26 protein-coding genes and 1 tRNA gene are annotated in these 24,605 nt (G+C 71.6%); 15 read left to right on the top strand and 12 right to left on the bottom strand.

All coding sequences use genetic code 11. The features are described from left to right. Positions 1 to 15: 15 nt before the first annotated feature. Entirely contained in the window at positions 16 to 1,128 is a 1,113-nt protein-coding gene (locus tag H9L21_RS13035) for a CARDB domain-containing protein (protein WP_154596547.1), read from the top strand. A gap of 60 nt (positions 1,129 to 1,188) precedes the next feature. Here H9L21_RS13035 and H9L21_RS13030 read toward each other — a convergent pair whose 3' ends face one another. Beyond that, a complete protein-coding gene (locus H9L21_RS13030; RefSeq protein ID WP_154596548.1) occupies positions 1,189 to 2,298 on the bottom strand; it encodes a citrate synthase 2 in 1,110 nt (369 codons plus the stop codon). Positions 2,299 to 2,399: 101 nt separating this feature from the next. Between H9L21_RS13030 and pdxH the strand changes: the two genes are divergently transcribed. Both pdxH and H9L21_RS13020 read left to right on the top strand, forming a co-directional pair. Further along, positions 2,400 to 3,038, top strand: coding sequence for a pyridoxamine 5'-phosphate oxidase (gene pdxH, locus H9L21_RS13025; protein ID WP_154596549.1), 639 nt, complete (start codon positions 2,400 to 2,402; stop codon positions 3,036 to 3,038). A gap of 47 nt (positions 3,039 to 3,085) precedes the next feature. Continuing rightward, positions 3,086 to 4,351: an MFS transporter gene (locus tag H9L21_RS13020; protein WP_222865788.1), complete on the top strand. Its 1,266-nt coding sequence runs from the start codon at positions 3,086 to 3,088 to the stop codon at positions 4,349 to 4,351. 98 nt (positions 4,352 to 4,449) lie between these two features. On the opposite strand, the gene H9L21_RS13015 is transcribed toward H9L21_RS13020, so the two are convergent. Next, the gene (locus tag H9L21_RS13015) at positions 4,450 to 5,169 is read right to left on the bottom strand and encodes a hypothetical protein (RefSeq protein WP_154596550.1); all 720 of its coding nucleotides are present in this window, start codon (positions 5,167 to 5,169) and stop codon (positions 4,450 to 4,452) included. A 9-nt stretch (positions 5,170 to 5,178) separates the two neighbouring features. Further along, positions 5,179 to 6,525, bottom strand: a complete 1,347-nt coding sequence (locus tag H9L21_RS13010) for a cryptochrome/photolyase family protein (RefSeq protein ID WP_154596551.1) — start codon at positions 6,523 to 6,525, stop codon at positions 5,179 to 5,181. 78 nt (positions 6,526 to 6,603) lie between these two features. Between H9L21_RS13010 and H9L21_RS13005 the strand changes: the two genes are divergently transcribed. The 4 genes from H9L21_RS13005 to H9L21_RS12990 are packed head-to-tail and all read left to right on the top strand — an operon-like array spanning position 6,604 to position 10,544. Continuing rightward, complete coding sequence (locus H9L21_RS13005) at positions 6,604 to 7,290, top strand: iron-dependent transcriptional repressor DtxR (RefSeq protein ID WP_187411552.1); 687 nt, start codon at positions 6,604 to 6,606, stop codon at positions 7,288 to 7,290. A 55-nt stretch (positions 7,291 to 7,345) separates the two neighbouring features. Then, on the top strand, positions 7,346 to 7,789 hold the full coding sequence (locus H9L21_RS13000) for a PGPGW domain-containing protein (protein ID WP_154596552.1): 444 nt from the start codon (positions 7,346 to 7,348) through the stop codon (positions 7,787 to 7,789). Positions 7,790 to 7,821: 32 nt separating this feature from the next. Beyond that, the gene (locus H9L21_RS12995; protein ID WP_154596553.1) at positions 7,822 to 8,871 is read left to right on the top strand and encodes an LLM class flavin-dependent oxidoreductase; all 1,050 of its coding nucleotides are present in this window, start codon (positions 7,822 to 7,824) and stop codon (positions 8,869 to 8,871) included. Positions 8,872 to 8,897: 26 nt separating this feature from the next. Further along, entirely contained in the window at positions 8,898 to 10,544 is a 1,647-nt protein-coding gene (locus tag H9L21_RS12990; protein ID WP_154596554.1) for a cation:proton antiporter, read from the top strand. Between the two features lie 272 nt (positions 10,545 to 10,816). Here the strand turns inward: H9L21_RS12990 and H9L21_RS12985 are convergent. Further along, positions 10,817 to 10,889 (bottom strand) — tRNA-Arg (locus tag H9L21_RS12985). A gap of 122 nt (positions 10,890 to 11,011) precedes the next feature. On the opposite strand from H9L21_RS12985, the gene H9L21_RS12980 reads away from it, so the two are divergent. Further along, positions 11,012 to 11,905: an NAD-dependent epimerase/dehydratase family protein gene (locus H9L21_RS12980; RefSeq protein WP_154596555.1), complete on the top strand. Its 894-nt coding sequence runs from the start codon at positions 11,012 to 11,014 to the stop codon at positions 11,903 to 11,905. Continuing rightward, positions 11,895 to 12,083 carry a hypothetical protein gene (locus tag H9L21_RS12975; protein WP_154596556.1) on the top strand — a complete coding sequence of 63 codons (189 nt, stop codon included), beginning with the start codon at positions 11,895 to 11,897 and terminating at the stop codon, positions 12,081 to 12,083. Before H9L21_RS12980 ends, H9L21_RS12975 begins: the two co-directional genes overlap by 11 nt. 4 nt (positions 12,084 to 12,087) lie before the next feature. On the opposite strand, the gene mscL is transcribed toward H9L21_RS12975, so the two are convergent. From mscL to H9L21_RS12960, 3 genes are all read right to left on the bottom strand, one after another. Further along, positions 12,088 to 12,519 carry a large conductance mechanosensitive channel protein MscL gene (gene mscL, locus H9L21_RS12970; RefSeq protein WP_154596557.1) on the bottom strand — a complete coding sequence of 144 codons (432 nt, stop codon included), beginning with the start codon at positions 12,517 to 12,519 and terminating at the stop codon, positions 12,088 to 12,090. 47 nt (positions 12,520 to 12,566) lie between these two features. After that, a complete protein-coding gene (locus H9L21_RS12965) occupies positions 12,567 to 13,151 on the bottom strand; it encodes an SAF domain-containing protein (RefSeq protein WP_154596558.1) in 585 nt (194 codons plus the stop codon). Between the two features lie 67 nt (positions 13,152 to 13,218). Further along, positions 13,219 to 13,503, bottom strand: coding sequence for an FmdB family zinc ribbon protein (locus H9L21_RS12960; protein ID WP_187411551.1), 285 nt, complete (start codon positions 13,501 to 13,503; stop codon positions 13,219 to 13,221). Positions 13,504 to 13,576: 73 nt separating this feature from the next. Here H9L21_RS12960 and H9L21_RS12955 point away from each other — a divergent pair, with 73 nt between their 5' ends. From H9L21_RS12955 to H9L21_RS12935, 5 genes are all read left to right on the top strand, one after another. Next, entirely contained in the window at positions 13,577 to 14,944 is a 1,368-nt protein-coding gene (locus H9L21_RS12955; protein WP_187411550.1) for a hemolysin family protein, read from the top strand. Then, positions 14,941 to 15,972, top strand: a complete 1,032-nt coding sequence (locus H9L21_RS12950) for a hemolysin family protein (protein ID WP_154596559.1) — start codon at positions 14,941 to 14,943, stop codon at positions 15,970 to 15,972. The genes H9L21_RS12955 and H9L21_RS12950 overlap by 4 nt, the downstream gene beginning before the upstream one ends. 79 nt (positions 15,973 to 16,051) lie before the next feature. Next, positions 16,052 to 17,638, top strand: a complete 1,587-nt coding sequence (gene guaA, locus H9L21_RS12945; protein WP_187411549.1) for a glutamine-hydrolyzing GMP synthase — start codon at positions 16,052 to 16,054, stop codon at positions 17,636 to 17,638. Between the two features lie 40 nt (positions 17,639 to 17,678). After that, entirely contained in the window at positions 17,679 to 18,329 is a 651-nt protein-coding gene (locus tag H9L21_RS12940) for a hypothetical protein (protein WP_154596560.1), read from the top strand. A 74-nt stretch (positions 18,330 to 18,403) separates the two neighbouring features. Further along, positions 18,404 to 19,393: a malate dehydrogenase gene (locus tag H9L21_RS12935; RefSeq protein WP_187411548.1), complete on the top strand. Its 990-nt coding sequence runs from the start codon at positions 18,404 to 18,406 to the stop codon at positions 19,391 to 19,393. Positions 19,394 to 19,463: 70 nt separating this feature from the next. On the opposite strand, the gene H9L21_RS12930 is transcribed toward H9L21_RS12935, so the two are convergent. Continuing rightward, entirely contained in the window at positions 19,464 to 19,730 is a 267-nt protein-coding gene (locus H9L21_RS12930) for a DUF3017 domain-containing protein (protein ID WP_154596562.1), read from the bottom strand. Then, positions 19,727 to 20,590 (bottom strand): bifunctional methylenetetrahydrofolate dehydrogenase/methenyltetrahydrofolate cyclohydrolase, encoded by an 864-nt coding sequence (locus tag H9L21_RS12925; RefSeq protein ID WP_187411547.1) that lies wholly within the window; start codon positions 20,588 to 20,590, stop codon positions 19,727 to 19,729. Before H9L21_RS12925 ends, H9L21_RS12930 begins: the two co-directional genes overlap by 4 nt. A gap of 66 nt (positions 20,591 to 20,656) precedes the next feature. Here H9L21_RS12925 and H9L21_RS12920 point away from each other — a divergent pair, with 66 nt between their 5' ends. Further along, positions 20,657 to 21,337 (top strand): TetR/AcrR family transcriptional regulator, encoded by a 681-nt coding sequence (locus tag H9L21_RS12920; RefSeq protein ID WP_154596563.1) that lies wholly within the window; start codon positions 20,657 to 20,659, stop codon positions 21,335 to 21,337. Here H9L21_RS12920 and purH read toward each other — a convergent pair. Genes purH through H9L21_RS12905 form a run of 3 tightly spaced genes read right to left on the bottom strand, consistent with a single transcriptional unit; the run spans position 21,309 to position 24,605 of the window. Further along, positions 21,309 to 22,865 carry a bifunctional phosphoribosylaminoimidazolecarboxamide formyltransferase/IMP cyclohydrolase gene (gene purH / locus H9L21_RS12915; protein WP_154596564.1) on the bottom strand — a complete coding sequence of 519 codons (1,557 nt, stop codon included), beginning with the start codon at positions 22,863 to 22,865 and terminating at the stop codon, positions 21,309 to 21,311. The genes H9L21_RS12920 and purH overlap by 29 nt on opposite strands. Further along, positions 22,862 to 23,500: a phosphoribosylglycinamide formyltransferase gene (gene purN / locus H9L21_RS12910; protein ID WP_222865787.1), complete on the bottom strand. Its 639-nt coding sequence runs from the start codon at positions 23,498 to 23,500 to the stop codon at positions 22,862 to 22,864. The genes purH and purN overlap by 4 nt, the downstream gene beginning before the upstream one ends. After that, entirely contained in the window at positions 23,481 to 24,605 is a 1,125-nt protein-coding gene (locus tag H9L21_RS12905) for a cell division protein PerM (RefSeq protein WP_154596565.1), read from the bottom strand. The genes purN and H9L21_RS12905 overlap by 20 nt, the downstream gene beginning before the upstream one ends.

The following is a 24,605-nucleotide window of genomic DNA, read 5'->3' as shown; positions in this document are numbered from 1 at the left end:
ACAGGAGAGGTACCCATGAGGCGGAGAGTGTGCGTGCTGGCGATGGCGGTCGGGGCCGGGGCCGGCGTGGTGGTTTCGGTGGTGGGGCCGGTCCCGGCGCACGCCGCTGCGGCGAAGCGTCCCGATCTGGTCGTGACGTCCGTGTCGGCGTCGCCGACGCAGGTGGCCCCGGGCGGGTCGCTGAAGGTTCGGGACACCACGCGGAACCGGGGCCGCAGGGCGGCGCCCCGGTCGGTGACGCGGTACGTCCTGTCCACGGACACGAAGCTCGACCGGCGCGACGTGCGCCTGCGCGACCGCGTGGTCAAGCGGCTGAAGCCGCGCCGGGGCGACACGACTCGGGCGCTGACGGTGCGGGTGCCCGCCGCGACGAAGCCCGGGCGCTACCGGCTGCTCGCCTGCGCCGACGCCCGCAAGAAGGTGCGTGAGTCGAACGAGCGCAACAACTGTCGGGCGACCCGGACCCGGCTCACGGTCGTTCGGGCGGCATCCACGTGGCCCAGCAGCGGATGGGTCCAGGTGGACGTCTCGGCGCGCGTCGACGTCGCGGAGCGCTCGATGTCGCGGAGCGCAGGCTTCGCGACGGCGGATCAGCAGGACATCCGGCTGGACGGGGCGGGGACGGGATGGCTGCAGTTCGCGAAGGGCAGGCCCGTGTCACTGGCCTGGCTCTGGTCGAAGGCGACGGCGGCGGGAACACGGATGCACGAGTCGCACGGTCAGACGGACACGTCGTGCCGATGGGACGCCTCCACGAAGTTCACCCGTTCGGCACCCCTCGACGTCCAGCGCGACGGGGCACCTGCGGGCGGCACGATCGAGTTTCCGGGCACGCAGCACGGGCCCCGGGCGGCCTTCGGGCTCCAGCAGACCCTCGGATCGGTCGAGACCCCTCGGCTCGACTGCGTCGGCCAGAACATCGGCAACGTCTCCCCGGTCCCGAGGCTGGAGCTGCGTGAGTACTGGTGGCACCAGAAGCCCGACTACACGATCGCTTGGTCGAGCGCCACGTCGAAGGTCACGTGGCGCCAGAGCGGCCGGACCACGTACACCTCACCGGGCGGCACGGCCACCGAGAGTCAGAGCTATCAGGCCGACGGAGTCCTCACCCTGCGCCCGAAGCGCTGAGCGGACGACACGGGGCCGGTACCACCCGGTACCGGCCCCGTCATCGTTCGTCGCGAGTCGTCAGCTGTTGGCCCAGTCCGGGTTCCAGCCCTCGACCTCGTCGGCCTTGCGCGACTGGGGACCGGTGTAGATGGCCGAGGGGCGGATCAGGCGACCGGTCTTGTACTGCTCGAGGATGTGGGCACTCCAGCCGGCCGTGCGGGCCGACGTGAACATCGCGGTGAACATGTTGGAGGGGATCTCCGCGAAGTCCAGCACGATCGCGGCCCAGAACTCGACGTTCGTCTCGAGGACGCGGTCGGGGCGGCGCTCGCGCAGCTCCTTCAGGGCGGCCTGCTCGAGCGCCTCGGCGACCTCGGCGCGCGGAGCGTTGAGCTCCTTGGCGGTCCGGCGCAGCGTGCGGGCGCGCGGGTCCTCGGCGCGGTAGACGCGGTGGCCGAAGCCCATCAGGCGCTCGCCGGAGTCGAGGAGCTGCTTGACGTACGCGGTGGCGTCGCCGGTCTTCTCGACCTGCTCGATCATGCCCAGGACGCGCGAGGGGGCGCCGCCGTGGAGCGGGCCCGACATCGCGCCGACCGCGCCGGACAGCGCGGCGGCGACGTCGGCGCCGGTGGAGGCGATGACGCGGGCGGTGAAGGTGGAGGCGTTCATGCCGTGCTCGGCGGCCGACACGAGGTAGGCGTCGATGGCCTTGGCGTGATCGGGGTTGACCTCACCACGCCAGCGGGTCAGCATCCGCTCGACGATCGTGTCGCACTTGTCGATCTCGGCCTGGGGCACCATCGGCTTGCCGAGGCCGCGCGCGGCCTGGGCCACGTACGACAGGACCATCACGGCGGTGCGGGCGAGGTCGTCGCGCACCTCTTCGGGCGTCTGGATGTCGTAGAGCTGACGCAGGCCCCACACGGGAGCCATCTGGGCGATCGCGCTCTGGACGTCGGCGCGGATGTCGCCGGAGTGCACGGGGATGGGGTACGGCTCGGCCGGGGGCAGGCCGGGATCATAGGATCCGTCGACCAGCAGGCCCCAGATCTTCTCGAACGGCACACGGCCGACCAGGTCGTCGATGTCGACGCCGCGGTACCGGAGTGCGGATCCTTCTTTGTCGGGTTCGGCGATCTCGCTCTCGAACGCTACGACGCCTTCCAATCCGTGGTGCACTTGAGTCATGCCCCCATAGTGCCCTGCGCCTCACAGGTTCGGAGCAGGGCGGTCACCCTACCGGCCGGTAGCACAGCCCTCTGCGGCCTCGCGCTGGATACCGTGGACCCATGGCGAACGACGAGCTGGCCCGGATGCGGACCGAGTACGCGCGCAGTGGGCTGGCCGACGAGGACGCCGGGGACGATCCGATCGCCCTCGCTCAGACGTGGCTCGCCGAGGTGGTGGCGGCCGGCGTGCACGAGCCGAACGCGATGGCGTTGGCCACCGCGACGGCGGACGCTGCGCCCTCGGTGCGGATCGTCCTGCTCAAGGGCCTGGACGAGCACGGGGCCGTCTTCTTCACCAACTACGAGTCGCGCAAGGGCCGTGAGCTGGCCGAGAACCCGCGGGCCGCGGCCGTCCTGCTCTGGCATCCGCTGCAGCGCCAGGTGCGGATCGAGGGTCCTGTCGAGCGCCTCGATCCGGCCGAGTCGGACGCGTACTTCCTGGCCCGGCCGGAGGGCGCGCGGATCAGCGCGGCCTCGTCGCCGCAGTCCCGAGTGGTCGACGGACGTGACGAGCTGGAGCGCCGCTGGGCCGAGGCTGAGGCGGCCGGAGCGGCCGAGCGGCGTCCTGATGGATGGGGCGGCTACCGGATCGTCCCCGAGGTCGTCGAGTTCTGGCACGGCCGCGAGAACCGGCTGCACGACCGGATCCGGTTCACGCGGTCGGGCGACCGGTGGGAGAGGGACCGGCTCGCCCCCTGACGTGGACACGACGGGCCGTCACGCAGGGTCGCCCCTAGGCTGCTGCGGTGCCGAACGTGCTGACCGACCTGCGCCCCCTGCGCGCCTCGGCCGCCTACCGGAGGCTGTGGATCGGGCAGGCGGTCTCGGGCTTCGGCCAGCAGATGTCGGTCGTGGCGATCGCGTGGGAGGTCTGGCTGCTGACCGAGTCGTCGTTCTCGGTCGGTCTGGTCGGGCTGGCGGGCCTGCTGCCGCTGGTGATCGGCGGGTTGTACGGCGGGGCGCTCGTGGACGCCTTCGACCGGCGCACGGTGGCGCTCGCGTCGGCGATGGGGCTGTGGATCTCCTCGATCGCGCTCGTGGCGCACAGCTTCGCGGGTCTGGAGTCGGTGGGCTTCCTCTACGGCGTCGTCGCGGTGCAGGCCCTGTTCTTCGCGGTCAACAACCCGGCCCGCGCCGCGATGCTGCCGCAGTTGCTGCCGGCGCACCTGCTGCCGGCTGCCAATGCGCTGGGGATGGCCGCCACCAACCTGTCGTTCACGGTCGGCCCGCTGCTCGGCGGCGTCCTGATCGCCTGGCGCGGTGTCGAGGCGGCCTACGTGGTGGACGTGCTGCTCTACGTCGCGGCGCTCTACTCGGTCGTGCGCCTGCCCGCGCTGCCGCCGGCCAAGCCCATGCCGGTGCCCGGTCTGCGGTCGGTCGTCGAAGGGCTGCGGTTCCTGCGCACCGCGCCCAACATCGCGATGTCCTTCGTCGTCGACCTGTGCGCGATGGTGTTCGCGCAGCCGCGCGCGCTGTTCCCGGCGCTGGCCGCGACGGTCTACGCCACGTCGCAGGGCGGTGACGCAGGGGCCTCGTCCCTGGGGCTGCTCCAGGCCTCCCCGGCGATCGGGTCGCTGGCGGCGTTCGTGTTCTCGGGCTGGGTCAGCCGGGTGCACCGCCACGGGATCGCGATCGTGGTGGCGATCGTCGTCTACGGCGCGAGCGTCGCGGCGGCGGGCTTCTCCGCGATCGGCCTGCCCGGCCTGTTGTGGCTCGCCGTGACGTGCCTGGCGCTGTCCGGTGCCGCCGACATGATCAGCGCGGCCTACCGCTCGACGATCCTGCAGACCGCGGCGCCCGACGAGATGCGCGGGCGCATGCAGGGCCTGTTCATCGTGGTCGTCGCGGGTGGGCCCCGCCTGGGTGACTTCTTGATCGGCACACTGGCCGAGTTCACCGGAGCGCCGTGGGCGATGGTGGTCGGCGGCGGGTTGTGCATCGCCGGTGTCCTGCTCTCGGTGACCCTGCGGCGACGCTTCCTCGCCTACGACGGGCGTCACCCGACCCCCTGACCTCCCGAGATTTGCTCCGATCTCGACCTTTCAACCTGGTTGAAACGCAGAAAATGGAGCAAATCTCGGGACGCGGGAGGGGGAGGGGTAGGGGCGGGTCAGCTGCCGAAGGTGGCCAGGTCGATCTGGATCCAGACCTGCTCCGAGCGGCCGACGAGCTCGCCCTCGGGGGTGTGGAGCGCGGTGCTGGTGAAGAACTTGCGGCCTTCGCGGCGGGCCAGCTGCCCGACCGCGTGATAGGTCCGGCCGGCGACGGGGGAGGAGTACACCTCGGCCGTCATGGTTCCCAGCACCATCGGCTGCGCCGAGAAGTCGGCCGCCCATCCGCCGGGGCAGTCCAGCGCGGCCCAGGCGATCGGCGTGCCGGCCGTGCCGTCCGCCTCGACGAGCGCTTCGTGCACGTGCCACGGCGCCGCGGTCAGATCGCCACCCACCGGGCCGCTGAAGATCCGCAGGCCGTCGCCCTCGCCGCGCGCGGTGCCGCACGTGAAGCACTGGTCGAACGGGTGCGTGGTGAAGCCGGGGTAGGCCTTGAGTCCCGCCGTGACGGTCTCGGCGTCGGCGAACGGCGGAGCATCACGCGTGAACGCCCCCGGTCCCGCCGTGCCCACGACCGCGCCGCCGTGGGTCATCAGGCGGGTCTCGTCGGCGTCGTGCTCCCAGGCCAGGGGAGTGTCCAGCGGAGGCGGCATCCGCAGGCGCGCCGTCGTCGGGCCGGCGTGACCCCGGCCGAGCCACGCCTCGGCGACCAGACCGCTGACCCAACCACCGTTGCCGGAGTCGGGGGGACCGTTGAACTGGCGCGCGATGGTGACCATGCCTCGACGCTATCGCCCGAGGTCGGCGTGCCGGCGCAGTGCCTCCGCCCGCTCGAGCGCGTGATCGACCAAGGGCGGCGGATAGTCGGCCGGCGGTGCGTCGAGGGTCCAGGGCTCGTGCACGGCCGGACCCGGGACGTCGCGCAGCTCTGGCACCCAGCGCCGGACGTAGGTCCCGTCGGGGTCGAGGCGCCGACCCTGGGCGACGGGGTTGAAGACGCGGAAGTACGGGGCAGCGTCCGTGCCGCAGCCGGCGACCCACTGCCAGCCGTGCTGGTTGTTCGCCAGGTCGGCGTCGACGAGTCGCTCCAGGAACCAGTGCGCGCCGTGGGTCCACTCCAGGTGCAGGTCCTTCACCAGGAAGCTGGCCACTGCCATCCGCGCCCGGTTGTGCATCCAGCCCTCGGCGAGCAACTGGCGCATCCCGGCATCGATGAACGGGAAGCCGGTGCGGCCCTGCTGCCACGCCTCGAAATCGCCGGCCGGCTCGTCGTACCGCATGCGCTCGTACCGGCGGTCGTAGTAGCCGTGGGCCGAGTCCGGCCGCTCGTGCAGCACGTCGGCGTAGAACTCGCGGAAGGCCAGCTGACGTTCGTAGGCGCGAGCCCCGTCCGAGGCGCGCTCGGCCAGGTCGGCCAGCAGGGTGCGCGGGTGCACCGTCCCCCACTTCAGGTGCACCGACATCCGCGAGGTGGTGTCGAGGTCGGGTCGGTCGCGCTCGGTGGCGTAGGCATCGACGTGGTCGTCGAGCCACCGGTGCCAGTGCTCGAGCGCGGCGCGCTCGCCGACGGGCGGGAGCGCGACTCCGTCCGGCGGCTCGGCCTCCGGCAGGTCCGTCCCTCCGCCGGGCCGGAGCCAGGGGATGCCTGCAGGATCGATCGGCTCCACCGGCCGATCGGTGCCCCGGTCCTGCCAGGACCGGAAGAACGGCGTGAAGACCCGGTAGGCCGTGCCGTCGGCCTTGCGGATCGTGCCCGGGTCGACGGCGTAGCCCGACCCGGTGCGCACGAGAGGGATGGTGCCGAGCGCCTCGGCGACCGCCTGGTCGCGGCGCAGCCCGTACGGCGTGTGGGCGGCCGTCACGTGCACGCTGGTGGCGCCCGTCTGCTGCACGAGCCGCAGGATCTCGACCTCCGGGCGACCTCGGACGAGGTGCAGGCCACCGATCCGCTCGTCGAACTCCGCGAGCAGCCGCGTCAGGTAGGCCGCGCGGACCGGCATCCGCGTCACGTCGAGGTGGTCGTCGAGGACGAAGACGGGCACGACGCCGTCCGTGCCCGCGGCCACGGCGGCGCGCAGCGCCGGGTGGTCGCGGAGCCGCAGGTCGCTGCGGAACCACATCAGCGCGACGGGCATGAGTGCATCCTCTCCCGCCGGGGACGGGGGTGCAGGTCGGCGGACCTTTGATTGGTCCCGGCATGGAACAATGGCCGCGTGAGCGAGCTCATCGACACCACCGAGATGTACCTGAGGACCATCTTCGAGCTGGAGGAGGAGGGGATCATCCCGCTGCGCGCGCGGATCGCCGAGCGCCTCCACCAAAGTGGCCCGACGGTCAGCCAGACGGTGGCGCGCATGGAGCGCGACGGACTGCTGACGGTCGAGGGCGACCGACACCTCGAGCTCTCCGAGCGCGGCCGCTCGCTGGCCATCCGCGTGATGCGCAAGCACCGGCTCGCCGAGCGGCTGCTCACCGACGTCATCGGTCTGGAGATCGAGTACGTCCACGAAGAGGCCTGTCGCTGGGAGCACGTGATGTCCGAGCAGGTCGAGCGCCGGCTCATCGAGCTGCTCGGCCACCCGACCGAGTCTCCGTACGGCAACCCGATCCCCGGCCTGGGCGAGCTGGGTCAGGACGAGACGCCGATCGACTTCCTCGACGGCGTGCAGTCCCTGCTGACCGCCGCGATCGGCGAGGAGCCGGTGCGCGTGGTCGTGCGCCGGATCGCCGAGGAGCTGCAGAAGGACACCGAGGTCATGTCCGTGCTGCGCCGTGTCGGCGCCCTGCCCGGCAACGACGTCCTGGCCTCGCGGGGCCACGACGGCCTCGTCGTCGCACGTCAGTCCGAGACGGCCGAGATCGATCCCGAAGCCGCCGCCCACATCTTCGTCTCGCGGTGAGCCGCACTCCTCCTCGTCCGGTCTGGGGTTGCAGCCCGGCTGGCATGCTTGCGCCATGACGATCGGCGCACGCGTGCGGGGCTGGTTCGAGCGCACCGGCTCCGAGGCACTGGGCTGGACCCTCGTCGTCCTGGGCATCCTCATGCTGGTCATGCCCGGTCCCGGCCTGCTGGGCATGTTCGGCGGCATCGTCCTGCTGGCGCGCCACTACACGTGGGCCGACCGGCTGGTCGACCCGCTCGAGGCGAAGGCCATGGAGGCCGCCCAGTACGGCGTCGCCACCATCCCGCGCATCCTGGTCAGCGTCCTGGGCATCATCTGGGTCGGCGCCGTGGGGCTGGTCTGGTTCCTGTCCCCGCAGATCCCCGAGTTCGAGATCCTCGGCGTCGGCTTCGGCCCCGAGCTGCCCGCCGCCGGCTGGGTCGGTGCGGTCGGCATCTGGTTCTCGGACCTGATCGCCCTCGTGCTGCTGGTCTACAGCATCCGCCGCTGGCGCTGATCGGGGCCAGCCTCCGGCACTAGGGTGGGGCGATGACCTCGAGCATCGATCCGGCCGCCGTCGAGCTGGGCCTGGACACCTTCGGCGACGTCGCGGCGGGTCCCGACGGTGCCCCGCTCCACCAGGCCGTCGTGCTGCGGCAGGTCGTCGACCAGGCGGTGCTGGCCGACCGCGTGGGCCTGAGCTTCATCGGACTGGGCGAGCACCACCGCGACGACTTCGCGATCACCGCCCCCGACGTCGTCCTGGGCGCGATCGCTGCGCGCACCGAGCGGATCCACCTCGGCTCGGCCGTCACGGTGCTCAGCTCCGACGACCCGATCCGCGTCTTCGAGCGCTTCTCGACGCTCGACGCCCTCTCGAACGGCCGCGCCGAGGTCATCTTGGGCCGCGGGTCGTTCACCGAGTCCTTCCCGCTGTTCGGCTTCGAGCTGGCCGACTACGAGCGGCTCTTCGCCGAGAAGCTCGACCTGTTCACGGCCCTGCTGACCGAGGAGCCCGTGACGTGGTCCGGCTCGATCCGTCCGCCGCTGACGGACCAGCGCGTGTACCCGCCCACCGAGTCGGGCCGGCTCAAGGCGTGGATCGGCGTCGGCGGCACGCCGCAGTCGGTCGTGCGGGCGGCGCACTACCGGCTGCCGCTCATGCTGGCGATCATCGGCGGGCCCCCGGCGCAGTTCGTGCCGCTGGCGAACTACTACCGCGATCTGTTGGCCGCCGACGGCGTCGAGCCGCTGCCGATCGGGATGCACTCGCCCGGCCACGTCGCACCGAGCGACGAGCAGGCCCGCGACGAGCTGTTCCCCCACTTCCAGGCCCAGCGCGACCGCATCGGCCGCGAGCGCGGCTGGCCGCCCACCACGCGGATCCAGTTCGAGCGCGACGCCAGCCCCGAGGGCGCCCTGTACGTCGGGTCGCCCGAGACCGTCGCCCGCAAGATCGCCACCAACATGGAGGCACTGGGCGTCAGCCGGTTCGACCTGAAGTACGCCAACGGCGCGATGCCGCACGAGCAGCTGATGCGCAGCATCGAGCTGTACGGGGCCCGGGTGGCCCCGCTCGTGCGCGACATGCTCGCCTGAGAGCCCGCTCGCCTACGCTGACCGCCATGGAGTCGATCCAGATCGCCGTTCTCGTCATCGTGGCGATCACGGCGGCCTCGGCGCTGGCGCCGCGGATCGGCATCGCCTCCCCGCTCGTGCTGCTGGCGGTGGGCATGGTCGTCAGCCTGCTGCCGTTCACTCCCGAGTTCGTCATCGAGCCGGAGTTCATCTTGTCGGGGCTCCTGCCACCACTGCTGTACTCCACCGCCGTCAACATGCCGACGATGGACTTCCGGCGCGACTTCCGCACGATCAGCGGGCTGTCGGTCCTGCTCGTCGTCGTGAGCTCCTTGGTGCTCGGCGGCCTGTTCACCCTGCTGATCGACGGCATCGACTACCCGATGGCGGTGGCGCTGGGCGCCATCGTCAGCCCCACGGACGCGGTCGCCACCTCGATCGCGCGGCGCCTCGGCGCTCCCTCGCGCGTGGTCACGGTGCTGGAGGGCGAGAGCCTGCTCAACGACGCCACGGCGCTGGTGCTGCTGCGGACCGCCGTGGCCGCGACCGGGGCCGGCGTGAGCGCCGCCGGCGTCCTGGGCGACTTCGTGTGGGCGGTCGTCGGCGCCGTCTCGATCGGGTGGCTGGTCGGCGCGGTGCTGCTGCGCATCCGGGCGCGGATCGAGGACGCGGCCGTGACGACCGCGATCTCCTTCACGGTGCCGTTCCTGGCCTACCTGCCGGCGGAGCACCTGGGCGCCTCCGGCCTGGTCGCGGCGGTCACCGCGGGCCTCGTGACCGGTCACGGCCGGGCGAAGCACCTGGGCCCGCGCCAGCGGCTCTCCGACCACCAGAACTGGCGCACGATTGAGGTCCTCCTCGAGGGCGTGGTCTTCCTCGCGATGGGACTGGAGGTCTCGGCGCTCGTCCAGGACGTCGAGGAGACCACCGATGGGGGAGTCGCGCGCGCCTTCACGCTGGCCGCCGTGGCCCTCGTCGTGGCGTTGGCCATCCGTGCGGGCTACACGGCGACCATCGTGCTCATGGAGCGTCGTCGTGAACGCCGCTCGCCGCAGGTCCGCGAGGCGATCGACCGGTGGCGCTCGCAGGTCGAGCACAGTCGCCATCCGCGCGCGGCCCGCTCGCGCCGCCGTCTGCGCCGGGTGGCCGCCGACATCGACTTCTACGACGCCTCGCGGTTCGGGCGGGGCGAGGGTCTCGTGCTCGTCTGGGCGGGCATGCGCGGCGTCGTGACGCTGGCCGCGGCCCAGACGCTGCCCACCGAGACCGACGGTCGTTCGCTGTTGGTCCTGGTGGCCTTCTTCGTGGCGCTGATCTCCTTGGTCGTGCAGGGCGGCACGCTGTCGGTGCTGGTGCGTCTGCTCGGTCTGGCGGGGCGCGAGCAGGAGTCGACCCAGGAGTGGGAGCAGTTGGACGCCCGGATGCTGGAGGCGGCCAACGAGGTCCTGGACGACGCCGATCCGACGGACCAGGCCCAGCTGTTGCGCGAGCGTGTCACCCAGAAGGCCGAGGACGACGCGCACGACCGCGACGTGATGAACCGGCTGCGGCTGCAGATCATCGAGCGACAGCGCCGGATGCTGCTGCACGAGCGCTCGCTCGGCACCTTCAGCAGTGCTGCGCTCGGGCGGATGCTCGCCCGGCTGGACGCCGACGAGCTGAGCATCGACCTCCGACGCGGTGACGAGGCCTGAGCGGTGTGAGGGTCACCTCATGGACGGCGACGCGCGCCGGGGGGCTTGTGTTGACGGTGGGGCACGTGTGAGTGTTGTGACTGTCGTGGTGACCGAGGGACCTTTTTCTCCCGGGCCCCATCGGAGCCACGGGGGGTGTCTGCACCCGGAGCACGCCGTTCTTCCCCCAAGACGGCGTGAAGGTGCCGCGCCGGAGGTCCCCGTTCCCCATGGGCGCCCCGGCGCGGCATTCCCCTGTCGCGCCTGAAATGACGGCCGCCGGCGTACCTGGGTGCCCCCGAGAGGATTCGAACCTCCGACCTGCGGTTTAGGAAACCGTTGCTCTATCCCCTGAGCTACGGGGGCGCACCGGTCCATCTTTCCATGGCCGTCCTGTCACGCGGTCGACATGGGTCGAGTGGGGCCGTGTGGCGCTCCTGGCACCCGCAGTCGTCTCACGATTCGGATATCGGCCGTAGACTCGGCGGGTGCGAATCCTGCTGACGGGCGCCAACGGCGTGATGGGACGGGCGACGATCCCGGCCCTGCAGAACGCCGGGCACGAGGTCGTCGGACTCGTGCGCTCGCCCACGGCCGCCCGGCAGGTGCAGTCGACCGGCGCCACCGCCATCGTGGGCGACGTCCTCGACCGTGCCTCGGTGGTGCGGGCGATGCGTGGCTGTGACGCGGTGGTCAACTTCGCCACACGCGTCCCCGTCGGAGCGGCCGCGATGCTGCCCGGATCGCTCAACCAGATCAACCGGATCCGCACGATCGGCGCCGGCGTGGTGGCCGACGCGGCGATCGAGTGCGGCACCGGACTGATGATCCAGCAGAGCCTGAGTCTCATCTACGCCGCTCGCGGCGAGGAGTGGATCGACGAGTCCGGCCCGATCGACGTGACGATGGTCAGCGAGCCGCTCACCGTCGCCGAGCAGCACGCCCAGCGGGTCGAGCGGGCCGGCGGCGTCGCCGTGCGGCTGCGCTACGGCCTGATCTGCGGCGACGACCCGAACTCGCAGTTCCTCGTGCACCGAGCCCGCAAGCGCCTCCCGATCGGCCTGGGCGACCCCGACTCGTGGATGCACGTCGTGCACCCCCTCGACATCGGCACCTCGGCCGTCGCCGCCCTGGGCGCGCCCAGTGGCGCCTACAACGTGGGGGCCGAGCCGCTCAAGCGCCGCGAGTACGTCGACGCGATCGCCCGGGTCGCGGGCCACAGCCACGGCCGGTTCTTCCGCCGCTGGCTGTTCAGCGTCACGGCCGACAAGCTCGAGCTGTTGGCCCGCTCGCAGCGGGTCACGTCGCAGCTGTTCATGGACCGCACCGGCTGGAAGCCCAGCCGGCCGGTCCTGACCCCGGACTGGTTCCGTGCCGGCTGAGGAGCGCGAGGAGGCCGCCCGCCGAGCCCGTCGCGAGCGCGCGGCGCGGCTGCTGGGCGACCTGCTGCCCTCCACGACCCGTGACGAGCGCTCCGAGGGATGGGGCGACGATCGCGGCGGCTCGACGCGTGACGACGAGCTGCGCCGGAACGTCCCCCCGCACCACGGCAAGGACTGAGCCCTCAGGCCGTGGGGTCGACCCCCGGGGCCGGCCCGCGCTGCGTGGCGCTGCCACCGAGGGCGTCGCGGATCTCGCGCAGCAGCAGGATGTCCTCGCTGGGCCCCTCGGGCTCCTCCTCCTGGCCCGTGGCGAGACGCTCCATCAGCTTCTTCGAGGGCACGACGAAGATGAAGTAGACCACCGCGGCGGTGATGAGGAACGTGATGATCGCGTTGATGACCGCGGCGAAGTCGATGACGGTCGCGTCGTTCTTCTCGATCAGCTGGTACGACAGCCCGTCGACGTTGGCGCCGCCGAACGCGTTGATGATCGGCTCGATGATCGCTGCGGTGAAGGTACTGACCAGGGCGGTGAACGCGGTGCCGATGACGACGGCGACGGCGAGGTCGACGATGTTGCCTCGCAGCAGGAAGTCCTTGAAACCTTGAAGCATGGTCGCTCCTTCGATGGTGGGGCTGACCTCTCGACAGTAGGCCCGCCTCACCGCGCCTGGCGAGCCACCACCACGGCGGCGAGCCGTGAGGTGACCGAGGCCCGCGCGACCTTCGTGGCCACGGCGGGGGCGGCGGCCACGGCGACGACCGCCGTCTCGCGCTCGACGTCGGTGCGGACCGTGACCACCTCGACGCCGGTGGCGACCGGGTGCGCATCACCCTCGTCGCCCACCGCCAGCAGGTCCACGGCGTCCCCCGCGCGCAGCAGCTCACCGGTGGCGGCGGGGACCTCGACCGTGGCCAGGACGCGTCCGTCTCCGAGGTCGCGCGGGTCGACGACGCGTCGGTCGGTGAAGATCTCGCCCGCGCGCATCGCTCCCGAGAGGGCGCGCCCGGTGACGTCGCCGGTGGTGACGGTGCCGTCGGGAACGGACTGGTCGGGGATGCGCCGGACCTGCAGGTCCGCCGCCCGCACGACGGTGCCACCGCCGAGGTCGCGGGCGGCGACCACGACGGCCCGCGAGTCGGGGGAGTGGGTCACCGCCGTGATCGCGGACCACACGGCCAGGCCGGCCAGCATCGCGGCCAGCACACGCCGATGGGTCAGGACGAAACGAGCGACCGATTCCATGCGGCGAGGCTAGGCACGATCAGCGCCGGGGGTGTGGTTCGTCCACAGCTGCCCGGGTGCAGCGGGCTCAGGCGGTGCCGGAGCCCGTCGATCCGCTGGAGGAACTCGAGGAGGACGACGTCGAGGAGGACGTGGACGAGCTCGACGAGGAGGAGCCCGACGACGAGCCGGGGGTCGACCGGCTGTCGTTGCGGTAGAACCCCGAGCCCTTGAAGACCACGCCGGCGGCACCGAAGACCTTGCGCAGCTGACCGCTGCAGGCCGGGCACGTCGTCAGCGCGGCGTCGGAGAAGCTCTGCTTGACCTCGAGCTGCTCGCCACAGTCGGCGCAACGGTATTGGTACGTGGGCACGACGAGAAGGATACCGCTCGCAACCCAGCGCTAGAGTGGGACGTCCACGCCCCCTATCCGAGGACCCAGCACTGTGACCGAATGGCTTCTGCTGTTCACGTCGTTCCTCCTGATGCTCGCGTGCGGGGTGTTCGTCGCCGCGGAGTTCTCCTTCGTCACCGTCGACCGCGCCACGATCGAGCGCGAGGCCGCTGCGGGCGACCGCGGTGCGCAGGGCACGGCCAAGGCGCTCCACTCCCTCTCGACCCAGTTGAGCGGCGCCCAGCTGGGCATCACGATCACCAACCTCGCGATCGGCTTCCTGGCCGAGCCGGCGATCGGACGGCTGCTGCACGATCCGCTGACCTCGATCGGCCTGTCCGGTGGCGGCCTCAATGCCGCGTCCTACGCGATCGCGCTGATCCTGAGCACCTTCGTGACGATGCTGGTCGGCGAGCTGATCCCCAAGAACCTCGCGCTGTCCCTGCCCCAGCAGACGGCCGCGTACACGCAGTGGATGCAGCGCGCGTTCACCAAGGCGATGGCGTGGCCCATCCGCGGCCTGAACAACATGGCCAACCGCACGCTGCTGTGGCTCGGTGTCGAGCCGCAGGAGGAGTTGCGGTCCGCCCGTTCGCCGCTGGAGCTGCGGTCGCTCGTCCTGCGCTCGGCGTCCGAGGGTGCGATCGACGACGAGACCGCCGAACTGGTCGCCCGGAGCATCGCCTTCGGCGATCGCACCGCGGCCGACGTGCGGACCCCGCGCGTCCGCGTCCACTTCCTCGAGGAGCGCGACACCGCGATGGACCTGATCGAGGCGGCCCGTCAGACGGGGCACTCGAAGTTCCCGGTGATCGGTCGCTCGCCCGATGACGTGGTCGGCGTCGTGCACGTCAAGCAGGCCGTCGCGGTCGACCCCGACCGCCGCCGCAGCGTCCGCCTGTCCGAGATCGCCGAGCGCGCGGCCACGGTGCCCGACACCCTCGAGCTCGATCCGCTGCTGGTGCAGTTGCGCGACCAGAACAATCAGATGGCGATCGTCGTGGACGAGTACGGCGGCACCGACGGCATCGTCACGCTCGAGGACCTCGTCGAGGAGATCGTCGGCGACATCGCCGACGAGCACGACCGGGTGTCCGACTCGAGCCGGCACCGCCGCGACGGGACCTGGTCGCTGTCGGGTCTGCTGCGACCGGACGAGGTCTTCGAGCAGACCGGCGTCGCGCTGCCCGAGGGCGAGGACTACGAGACGATCGCCGGCCTGATGCTCGAGCGCCTGGGCCGCCTCGCGGTGCGCGACGACGTCGTCGTGCTGCAGGTCGACTCCACCCCCGAGAACGACGAGGACGACGCGGTGCCGTTGACCGTGCGCCTGCGGGTCGAGCGGCTCGAGGGCCGCCGGATCGACCGCATCGCGCTCACGATCGACGACTCGGACGACGACCAGGAGGCCGACCGATGAGCGGCTGGCCGGCGTTGCTGCTGACCTTGGTCCTGCTGCTGCTGAACGCCCTGTTCGTGGCGGCGGAGTTCGCACTGATCTCGGCCCGGCGCACGCAGCTCGAGCCCGAGGCCCAGGCCGGCAAGCGCAGTGCGAAGCTGGCGCTCAAGGCGATGGAGAACGTCACCCTCGCGATGGCGGCGGCACAGCTCGGCATCACCATGTGCTCGCTGGGCCTGGGCGCGATCAGCGAGCCCGCGATCGCGCACCTGCTGGAGCCGGCCTTCGAGTACTTCGGGGTCGCCGACGCGCTCGTGCACCCGATCTCGTTCGCGATCGCGCTGACCCTGGTGGTCTTCCTGCACGTCGTCTACGGCGAGATGGTGCCCAAGAACCTGGCATTGGCGGCACCCGACCGGGCGGCCCTCATCCTGGGTCCGTTCATGCTGGGCGTCATCGCGGTGCTCAAGCCGCTCGTGGTGGCGCTCAACGCGATCGCCAACGGCGCGGTGCGCCTGGCCGGCATCGAGCCTAAGGACGAGGTCAACTCGACGTTCACCCACGACGAGGTCGCCGGCCTGCTCGAGGAGTCGCGCCGGGAGGGCCTGCTCGACGACGACGAGTACGGCCTGGTCACCGGTGCCCTGGACTTCCACGAGGGCACGGTGTCCCAGGTGCTGCTGCCCCGCGACAGCCTGGTGACGATCGCCCCGGGGTCGACGCCCGTCGACGTCGAGGAGGCGTGCGCCCGCACCGGCTACTCGCGGTTCCCGGTCGCCGGAGCCGACGGCGAGCTGACGGGCTACCTGCACATCAAGGACGTCCTCGAGACCGAGGACGCCTCGCGGCACCGCCCCATCGCCGACAAGTGGCTGCGGCCCCTGTCGACGGTGCGGATGTCCAGCGGCCTGTACGACGCCCTGCGCACGATGCAGGCCAAGGGCTCGCACATGGCCCGCGTGGCCGACGAGTCCGGCACCGTGATCGGCGTCGTGATGCTCGAGGACGTGCTGGAGGAGCTCGTCGGCGAGATTCGCGAGCAGGTCTGACCGCATCGCGGAGGCCCTCGCCGGGGCGGCCCGACGAAGTGCCTACAGGCGGCCCCGAGGGCGGCACTAGACTCGGGGGGTGGCCGCCGAAACTCCTGAGTCCGTTGCCGAAGCCCATCACGACACCGTCATCGTCGTCGACTTCGGTGCCCAGTACGCCCAGTTGATCGCGCGACGCGTGCGTGAGGCGAAGGTCTACTCCGAGATCATGCCGCACACGGCGACGTCCGAGGAGATCCTGGCCAAGAACCCGAAGGCCGTCATCCTGTCCGGCGGCCCCTCCTCGGTGTACGAGACCGGCGCCCCGCAGCTGCCGCTCGGCCTGGTCGACTCCGGCACCGCCGTCTTCGGCATCTGCTACGGATTCATGGCCATGGCCCAGGCGCTCGGCGGCGAGGTCGCCAAGACCGGTCAGCGCGAGTACGGACGGACGGCCGTCTCGGTGCTCGAGCCGGGGACCTTGCTGGCCGGCCTGCCCGAGACCCTCGTCAGCTGGATGTCCCACGGCGACGAGGTCGTCCGGGCGCCGGAGGGCTTCACCCTCAGTGCCAAGAGCGACCGCGCCACCGTCGCCGCCTTCGAGAACGTCGACCGCCGCCTCGCGGGGGTGCAGTGGCACCCCGAGGTCATGCACTCGCAGTTCGGCCAGAAGATCCTCGAGCACTTCCTGTTCGGCATCGCCGGCTGCGAGCCCACCTGGACCAGCGCCAACATCGTCGAGGAGCAGGTCGAGCTGATCCGCGAGCAGGTCGGCGACGCGCGCGTCATCTCGGCCCTGTCCGGCGGAGTCGACTCGGCCGTCTCGACCGCGCTCGTGCAGAAGGCGATCGGCGACCAGCTGACCGCCGTCTTCGTCGACCACGGCCTGTTGCGCGAGGGCGAGGCCGAGCAGGTCCGCAAGGACTACGTCGCGGCCACCGGGGTCGACCTGAAGGTCGTCGACGCCCAGGACCAGTTCCTGGGCTTCCTCGACGGCGTCACCGACCCGGAGGAGAAGCGCAAGATCATCGGCCGCGAGTTCATCCGCACCTTCGAGGCCGCCGAGCGCGAGGTGCTCGCCACCCCGGGCGCGCCGGTCAAGTTCCTGGTGCAGGGCACGCTCTACCCCGACGTCGTCGAGTCCGGTGGCGGCGAGGGCGCGGCCAACATCAAGAGCCACCACAACGTCGGCGGCCTGCCCGAGGACCTCGAGTTCTCGCTGATCGAGCCCCTGCGCACGCTGTTCAAGGACGAGGTGCGTCAGGTCGGTCGCGAGCTGGGCATCCCCGAGGCGATCGTCTCGCGGCACCCGTTCCCCGGGCCCGGACTGGCGATCCGCATCGTCGGCGCCGTCAGCGAGGAGCGCCTGCAGATCCTGCGCCGCGCCGACGCGATCGTGCGCGAGGAGACCACGGCCGCGGGCCTCGACAACGAGATCTGGCAGTTCCCGGTCGTGCTGCTGGCCGACGTGCGCTCGGTCGGCGTCCAGGGCGACGGCCGCACCTACGGCCACCCCATCGTGCTGCGTCCGGTCTCGAGCGAGGACGCCATGACGGCCGACTGGAGCCGCCTGCCGTACGAGCTGCTCGAGCGGATCTCCACCCGCATCACCAACGAGGTCGACGAGGTCAACCGCGTCGTCCTCGACGTCACGAGCAAGCCGCCGGGCACCATCGAGTGGGAGTGAGCGTTTTCGTCCCTCGTCCGGTCGCCGTTAGGGTGGACCGATGAGTTGGCGAGGTGCGCGTCCTGTCCTGCTCGTGCTGGCTGTCGTGGCCACGCTCGGGGTGTTCGGGTGGTACATGATCTCGGGCGGCGACTCCGGGGACGACCAGACCACCGGTGCGGCCCCGACCGCCGAGCCGACCGAGTCGGTCCTGACCGTCGACCCGAGTCGCGAGGCCCCGGCGCCGAAGCCCACGACCGAGCCGACGACGGTGCCCACCGTCACGGAGTGCGAGGACGAGAACACGCGCTTCAACGCCGACGGCACCCAGGGCGACAGCCTGCTGCCGGACTGCGGCCAGACCCCCGTCACGAAGCAGCAGCAGCAGACCGACGGTCTCTCGCTGGCGTGCGGCGGCGACTACCCGGTGATCCTCTACAAGTCCACCACCACGGCGGCGAAGACCTCGATCTGCGGCCGTGACGCCGTGGGCGACCGGTTCCGCGTCGTGGTGAAGCCCCAGGGCGGCGACACCGTCGACCTGCCGGGCGAATACGACTGGCGACGCGACGTCTACGTCGCCGAGGCCGGCGGCACGCGGTACGAACTGCACGCCGTCGACGGTTCCCTGCACGTCATCCGTGACGGACAGACCCGCGTCCAGGACTCGAAGGACTGGATCTCGTTGGACAACGAGATCGACGACCTCTGACCGGGCGGTGGCGTGGGCGAATCCGTCCTGCGCTAGTTTCGACAACAGACACCCCACACAAGGAGCACATCGACGTGAGCACCTCTCCTGTCAAGGTGGCCGTCACCGGCGCCGCCGGCCAGATCGGCTACAGCCTTCTCTTCCGTCTTGCCAGCGGCTCGCTGCTCGGTCCCGACACCCCGATCCAGCTGCGGCTGCTCGAGATCACCCCGGCGCTCAAGGCGCTCGAGGGCGTCGTGATGGAGCTCGACGACTGCGCGTTCCCGACGCTGGACTCGGTCGAGATCGGTGACGACCCGAACCACATCTTCGACGGCGCGAACCTCGCCCTGCTCGTGGGCGCGCGTCCGCGCACCAAGGGCATGGAGCGCGGCGACCTGCTGGAGGCCAACGGCGCGATCTTCACCGCGCAGGGCAAGGCCCTCAACGAGGTCGCGGCCGACGACATCCGCATCGGCGTCACCGGCAACCCGGCGAACACCAACGCGCTGATCGCGATGAAGAACGCGCCGAACATCCCGGCCGAGCGCTTCACCGCCCTGACCCGCCTCGACCACAACCGGGCGATCAGCCAGCTGGCCGCCAAGACCGGCGCCAAGGTCGCGGACATCACCAAGATGACGATCTGGGGCAACCACTCGGCCACCCAGTACCCGGACATCTTCCACGCCGAGATCGCCGGCCGGAACGCCGCCGAGGTCGTCGACGACCAGGCCTGGATCGAGAACGACTTCATCCCGACCGTCGCCAAGCGCGGCGCCGCGATCATCGAGGCCCGCGGTGCGTCCAGCGCCGCCTCGGCCGCCTCGGCCACGATCGACGCCGCCCGCGACTGGCTGACCGGCTCCGCCGAGAACGACTGGGTCTCCATGGCCGTGGCGTCCGACGGCTCCTACGGTGTGCCCGAGGGCCTCATCAGCTCGTTCCCCGTCACCACCAAGAACGGTGACTGGGAGATCGTCCAGGGCCTCGAGATCGACGAGTTCAGCCGCGCCCGGATCGACGCCAGCGTCGCCGAGCTCGCGGAGGAGCGCGACGCGGTCACGCAGCTGGGCCTCATCTGAGCCGAGTAGCGAACGCAAGCAGGGCCGCCCCTCGGGGCGGCCCTGCTTCTTTTTCGTCTCGGGGTACCGCTCAGGACGGCACGAGGATCGCCAGCACGAGCAGCGAGACGCCCAGGAAGCCCATCCACACGACGTCGAACAGCTTGCCGCGCACGCGCAGCATGCCGGTGTGGTCGATCGGCACGACCATGCGGGCGACCGCGGAGACCATGAACGAGACACCGATCACCATGAGGCCCGCACGCCAGGGGCCGAGCACGACCATCCCCAGCCCGACCGCGACCGCCAGCAGGTGCACCAGGTAGATCCGCGACCCGTTGCTGCGGGGGAGCTTCACCCGGCGTCCTCGGCGGCGGCCTCGCTGAAGTCGACGACGTTGCTGAGCAGCATCGCCCGCGTCATCGGCCCGACGCCGCCGGGGTTGGGGGTGACCCAGCCGGCGGTGTCCCACACGTCCGGCGCGAGGTCGCCGACGATCTTGCCGTTCTCGTCGCGGCTGACGCCGACGTCGAGCAACGCGGCACCCGGCTTGACCATGTCGCCGGTGATGATGCCCGGGACGCCCGCGGCGGCGATGACGATGTCGGCGCGGCGCACCTCGGCCGCCAGGTCGCGCGTGCCGGTGTGGCACAGGGTGACGGTGGCGTTCTCGCTGCGGCGGGTCAGCAACAGGCCCATGGGACGGCCGACCGTGATGCCGCGGCCGACGACCACGGCATGCTTGCCGGCGATCTCGACGTCGTGGCGGCGCAGCAACTCGAGGATGCCGCGCGGGGTGCACGGCAGGGGAGCGGGCTTGCCCAGCACGAGCCAGCCCAGGTTCGTCGGATGCAGGCCGTCGGCATCCTTCGCCGGGTCGATCCGGCCGATCACGGCGTTCTCGTCCAGCCCCTTCGGCAGCGGCAGCTGCACGATGTAGAGGGTGCACTTCGGGTCGGCGTTGAGCTCGTCGACGGCCGCCTCGACCTCGGCCTGGCTCGCGTCGGCCGGCAGGTCGATGCGGATCGACTCGATGCCGATCTCGGCGCAGTCCTTGTGCTTGGCGCCGACGTACCAGCGGCTGGCCGGGTCGTCGCCGACGAGGATCGTGCCGAGGCCGGGCGTGATGCCGCGGGCGCGCAGGGCGTCGACACGATCACGCAGCTCGGACTTGATGGTGGCGGCGACGGCCTTGCCGTCGAGGGTCTGGGCGGTCACGGACCCAGTCTTTCACGCTGAGGCAGTCCGCCGGGGGTCCGGTCCGTTGAGCCCTAGACTGCGGACATGACTTCGCGGGCGCAGTTGTCCCAAGAGCGCAGTCGGCAGCGCCGCGAGGCCCTGCTGAACGCTGCTCTGGACCTTTTCGTCGAAGGCGGCTCCCGGGCCGTCACCCATCGAGCGGTCGCGGCGGCGGCCGGTCTTCCGGCCGCGACGACGACCTACTACTTCGCGACGATCGACGAGCTGCTGCGCGAGGCGCTCCAGCACCACATCCAGGGTTGGCTGGCCACGATGGCCCGGCTGGCCGACGTCGACGTGCAGGGCCTGGTCGGGTTCATCACGAAGGACACGTCCGTGGAGTTCGCGGCGGGCATCTTCGCCCAGCGCCCGGCCACCACCGCCACCCGCGAGCTCGCGGTCATCCTCGGCGCGGCCCGCGACCCCCAGCTGCGCGAGGCCGCGGTGACGGCGTTGACGACGGCGACCGACGTGCTCGTCAAGCTGCTGGTGTCGGCGGGCATCCCCGATCCGTCGGGTCTGGCCGAGGACATGGTGTCCGTCGTCGCGGGCGTCGCCCTGCGCCGGTCGGCGGGGGTCAACATCGAGGCCGAGGAGGCCGTCAAGGTGGTGCGCGCACTGCGCGCCCTCGTCATCGGTCATCTGATCGACGACGAGGCCGGCACGCAGATGCTGGAGGACCTGCGCCAGCAGGTGCTCAGTGGAAGAAGTGACGAGTCCCCGTGACGTACATCGTGACGCCGGCGGCAGTCGCCGCGGCGACCGTCTCGGCGTCGCGCACCGAGCCACCCGGCTGGACGATCGCCGTGACGCCCGCGTCGATCAGGATCTGAGGCCCGTCCGCGAACGGGAAGAACGCGTCGGACGCGGCCACCGAGCCGCGCGCGCGGTCCTCGCCGGCGCGCTCGACCGCGAGGCGGCACGAATCGACCCGGTTGACCTGGCCCATGCCGATGCCGACGGACGCGCCGTCCTTGGCCAGCAAGATGGCGTTCGACTTGACCGCCTTGCACGCGCGCCACGCGAACACGAGGTCGGCGAAGGTGTCGGAGTCGACCGGCTCACCGGCGGCGAGCGTCCACGTCGTCGGGTCGTCGCCCTCGGCGTCGACCAGGTCACGGCGCTGCAGCAGCACACCGCCGCTGATCGGCCGGAACTCGACCGGCGACTCGTGCGACGGTGCGGGGCAGCGCAGGATGCGGATGTTCTTCTTGCCCTGCAGGATCTCGACGGCGCCGTCCTCGTAGTCGGGCGCCACGATCACCTCGGTGAAGACCTCGGCGACCTGCTCGGCCATGGCGACGGTGACGGGGCGGTTGGCCGCGATGACTCCGCCGAAGGCCGAGACCGGGTCGCAGGCATGGGCCCGCGCGTGGGCCTGGGCGATGTCGGTGCCCACGGCGATGCCGCACGGGTTGGCGTGCTTGATGATCGCCACGGCGGGCTTCTCATGGGTGAACGCGGCGCGGCGGGCGGCGTCGGTGTCGACGTAGTTGTTGTACGACATCTCCTTGCCGTGCAGCTGCTCGGCGCCGGCCAGGCCGCTCGTGCCGTCGGTGTAGAGCGCGGCGGGCTGGTGCGGGTTCTCGCCGTAGCGCAGGACGGCGGACCGGTCCCACGTCGCGCCGGCGAACGCCGGGAACGGCTCGGCATCGGCCGGGGCGTAGGTCGAGGAGAACCACGAGGCGACGGCGACGTCGTAGGCGGCGGTGTGCGCGAACGCCTGGGCGGCGAGGCGCTTGCGCTGGTCGAAGGTGAACCCGCCGTTCGCCAGGGCCTGGCTCACCTCGCCGTAGGCGCTCGGCGACACGACGACGGCGACGCTGGGGTGGTTCTTGGCGGCGGCGCGCACCATCGACGGTCCGCCGATGTCGATCTGCTCGACGACCTCGTCGGGAGCGGCGCCCGACGCGACGGTCTCGCGGAAGGGGTAGAGGTTGACGATCACCAGGTCGAACGGCTCGATGTCGAGCTCCTCGAGCTGGCGCGCGTGGTCCGCCAGGCGGCGGTCGGCCAGGATGCCGGCGTGCACGCGCGGGTGCAGGGTCTTGACCCGGCCGTCGAGGCACTCGGGGAAGCCGGTGAGCTCCTCCACCGGGGTCACCGGGATGCCGGCGGCCTCGATCGTCTTGGCGGTGGAGCCGGTCGAGACGATCGAGACGCCCTCGGCGTGCAGGGCGGCAGCGAGCTCGGTCAGTCCGGTCTTGTCGTACACCGAGACGAGGGCGCGCTTGATGGGGCGGAGGTCGGTCATGACGGGTCCTTCGGCTGGAAGCGGATGCGACGGCCCTCGATCGTCCAGGGCTTGCGGGCCAGGCGGCCGACCCACTCGACGAGCATGGCCCGCTCGTGGGTCTTGATGCGTTCGTGCAGGGACTCGGGGTCGTCGTCGTCCTCGACCGGCACCGCGACCTGGGCCACGATCGGCCCGGTGTCGACGCCGGCATCGACGACGAAGAGCGTCGCGCCCGTGACCTTGACGCCGTACTCGAGGGCGTCGCGGGGCCCGTGCATGCCGGGGAAGGACGGCGACAGCGCCGGGTGGGTGTTGACGGTGCGACCGCCGAACCGCGCTAGGAAGGCCGGCCCGGTGAGCTTCATGAAGCCGGCCAGCACGACGAGGTCGGGGCGGTGGGCGGCGACCTGCTCGGCGAGAGACGCGTCCCAGTCCTCCCGCGAGGGGTGATCACCGACGCGGTCGACGAATGTGGTGATGCCGGCACGCTCGGCGCGGGCGAGACCCTCGATACCGTCGCGATCGGCGCCGACCGCGACGATCCGGGCACCGTAGGCCGGGTCGGCCGAGGCGTCGATCAGGGCCTGCAGGTTGGTCCCGGAGCCCGAGACGAGGACCACGAGCCGGGCGGGCTCAGGACGAGGCGCGGTCACGTGCAGAACGATAGTGGGCGCCGATCGCACCGAGGGCGCCGCCCGCCGCCAGCAGGGGCACGGCGATGAACAGGCCCTGCCAGGCGGGTGGCCCGGCCGTCTGCAGCGCTCCGGGCCCCAGGGAGCCGCGCGAGGTCTCGATCAGCAGCCCCACGAGGGCACCGCCCACCGCGCCCGCCAGCGCCCCGTCCGCGGCGACTCGTGCCCACCCGCGCTCGGGAACCGGGATGCCGGTGAAGGCGACCAGCCCGGCGGCGACGCCGGCGGCCAGCGGGACGAGCGTCACCAGCACGACCCAGCCGCCGAACGGACCGGGATCGGGCAGTGCCGCCAGCGGCGGGAAGCCGGGCACCGAGCCCAGCGCGCTGCCGGCGAGGTCGACGGAGGTGTCGCTGCCCAGGGTGAACCCCGGGCCCAGCAGGACCGACGCCGACCACAGGACGAGCGTGGGGAACGCCAGCAGGCACATCAGGCCGAGCAGGAAGGGGCCACCGGGGTCGAGGGTGGCCCACAGGTCGGCGGCGCGGTCGAGGTGCCGCACGAGCATGACCAGCGTCAGGATCGTCGCGCCGCCCAGCAGGCCGATCACGCCGGTGGCGGCACCGTCGGCGACCGGGGCCCAGCGGTGGGGGAGTCCGAGCCAGGCGATGTCCGAGCGCCGAGCGGCACCCCAGGCGGCCGGCAGGCCGACGACGACGAACGCGCCGAAGGCGGCCCGGACGAAGTTCGTGCTGTGGGCGTCGGTCATCGTCGCCGCGGAGCAGATCCCGGCGAGCACGCCCGCGATGCCGCCGGTCATCGCCCCGAAGGCGACGGGGTCGACGATGGGGGTCCGCAAGGTCAGGCGGGTGAACGTGAACACCAGGACGATCACCAGGAGCGTTGCGCCCACCGGCACCATGTCGATCCGGGTCTCGCCGGTCGTCAGGGTCGCACCCACGGTGACGAGCCAGGCGCGAATCGACGTCCGGATCACGGCGACGGTCGAGTCGGCCGTCCCGGTCGCCAGCGTCGCGGCGCCCGCGAGGAGGATGCTGAGAAGGGCCGATCCGGCCGCGGTGAGGATCGCCGGGCGCCACTGATCGGCAGCACGGGACTCAGGCAT

The organism is Aeromicrobium senzhongii, from assembly GCF_014334735.1.
GTDB classification, from domain to species: domain Bacteria; phylum Actinomycetota; class Actinomycetes; order Propionibacteriales; family Nocardioidaceae; genus Aeromicrobium; species Aeromicrobium senzhongii.
The sequence above is the reverse complement of the archived record's forward strand: the minus strand, read 5'-3'. Positions and strand labels throughout refer to the sequence as shown.

Coding starts and splice junctions, on each gene's coding strand:
- H9L21_RS13035 (WP_154596547.1), top strand. CDS start 16: ATGAGGCGGAGAGTGTGCGTGCTGGCGATGGCGGTCGGGGCCGGGGCC.
- H9L21_RS13030 (WP_154596548.1), bottom strand. CDS start 2,298: ATGACTCAAGTGCACCACGGATTGGAAGGCGTCGTAGCGTTCGAGAGC.
- pdxH (WP_154596549.1), top strand. CDS start 2,400: ATGGCGAACGACGAGCTGGCCCGGATGCGGACCGAGTACGCGCGCAGT.
- H9L21_RS13015 (WP_154596550.1), bottom strand. CDS start 5,169: ATGGTCACCATCGCGCGCCAGTTCAACGGTCCCCCCGACTCCGGCAAC.
- H9L21_RS13010 (WP_154596551.1), bottom strand. CDS start 6,525: ATGCCCGTCGCGCTGATGTGGTTCCGCAGCGACCTGCGGCTCCGCGAC.
- H9L21_RS13000 (WP_154596552.1), top strand. CDS start 7,346: ATGACGATCGGCGCACGCGTGCGGGGCTGGTTCGAGCGCACCGGCTCC.
- H9L21_RS12995 (WP_154596553.1), top strand. CDS start 7,822: ATGACCTCGAGCATCGATCCGGCCGCCGTCGAGCTGGGCCTGGACACC.
- H9L21_RS12990 (WP_154596554.1), top strand. CDS start 8,898: ATGGAGTCGATCCAGATCGCCGTTCTCGTCATCGTGGCGATCACGGCG.
- mscL (WP_154596557.1), bottom strand. CDS start 12,519: ATGCTTCAAGGTTTCAAGGACTTCCTGCTGCGAGGCAACATCGTCGAC.
- H9L21_RS12965 (WP_154596558.1), bottom strand. CDS start 13,151: ATGGAATCGGTCGCTCGTTTCGTCCTGACCCATCGGCGTGTGCTGGCC.
- H9L21_RS12950 (WP_154596559.1), top strand. CDS start 14,941: ATGAGCGGCTGGCCGGCGTTGCTGCTGACCTTGGTCCTGCTGCTGCTG.
- H9L21_RS12940 (WP_154596560.1), top strand. CDS start 17,679: ATGAGTTGGCGAGGTGCGCGTCCTGTCCTGCTCGTGCTGGCTGTCGTG.
- H9L21_RS12920 (WP_154596563.1), top strand. CDS start 20,657: ATGACTTCGCGGGCGCAGTTGTCCCAAGAGCGCAGTCGGCAGCGCCGC.
- purH (WP_154596564.1), bottom strand. CDS start 22,865: ATGACCGACCTCCGCCCCATCAAGCGCGCCCTCGTCTCGGTGTACGAC.
- H9L21_RS12905 (WP_154596565.1), bottom strand. CDS start 24,605: ATGCCTGAGTCCCGTGCTGCCGATCAGTGGCGCCCGGCGATCCTCACC.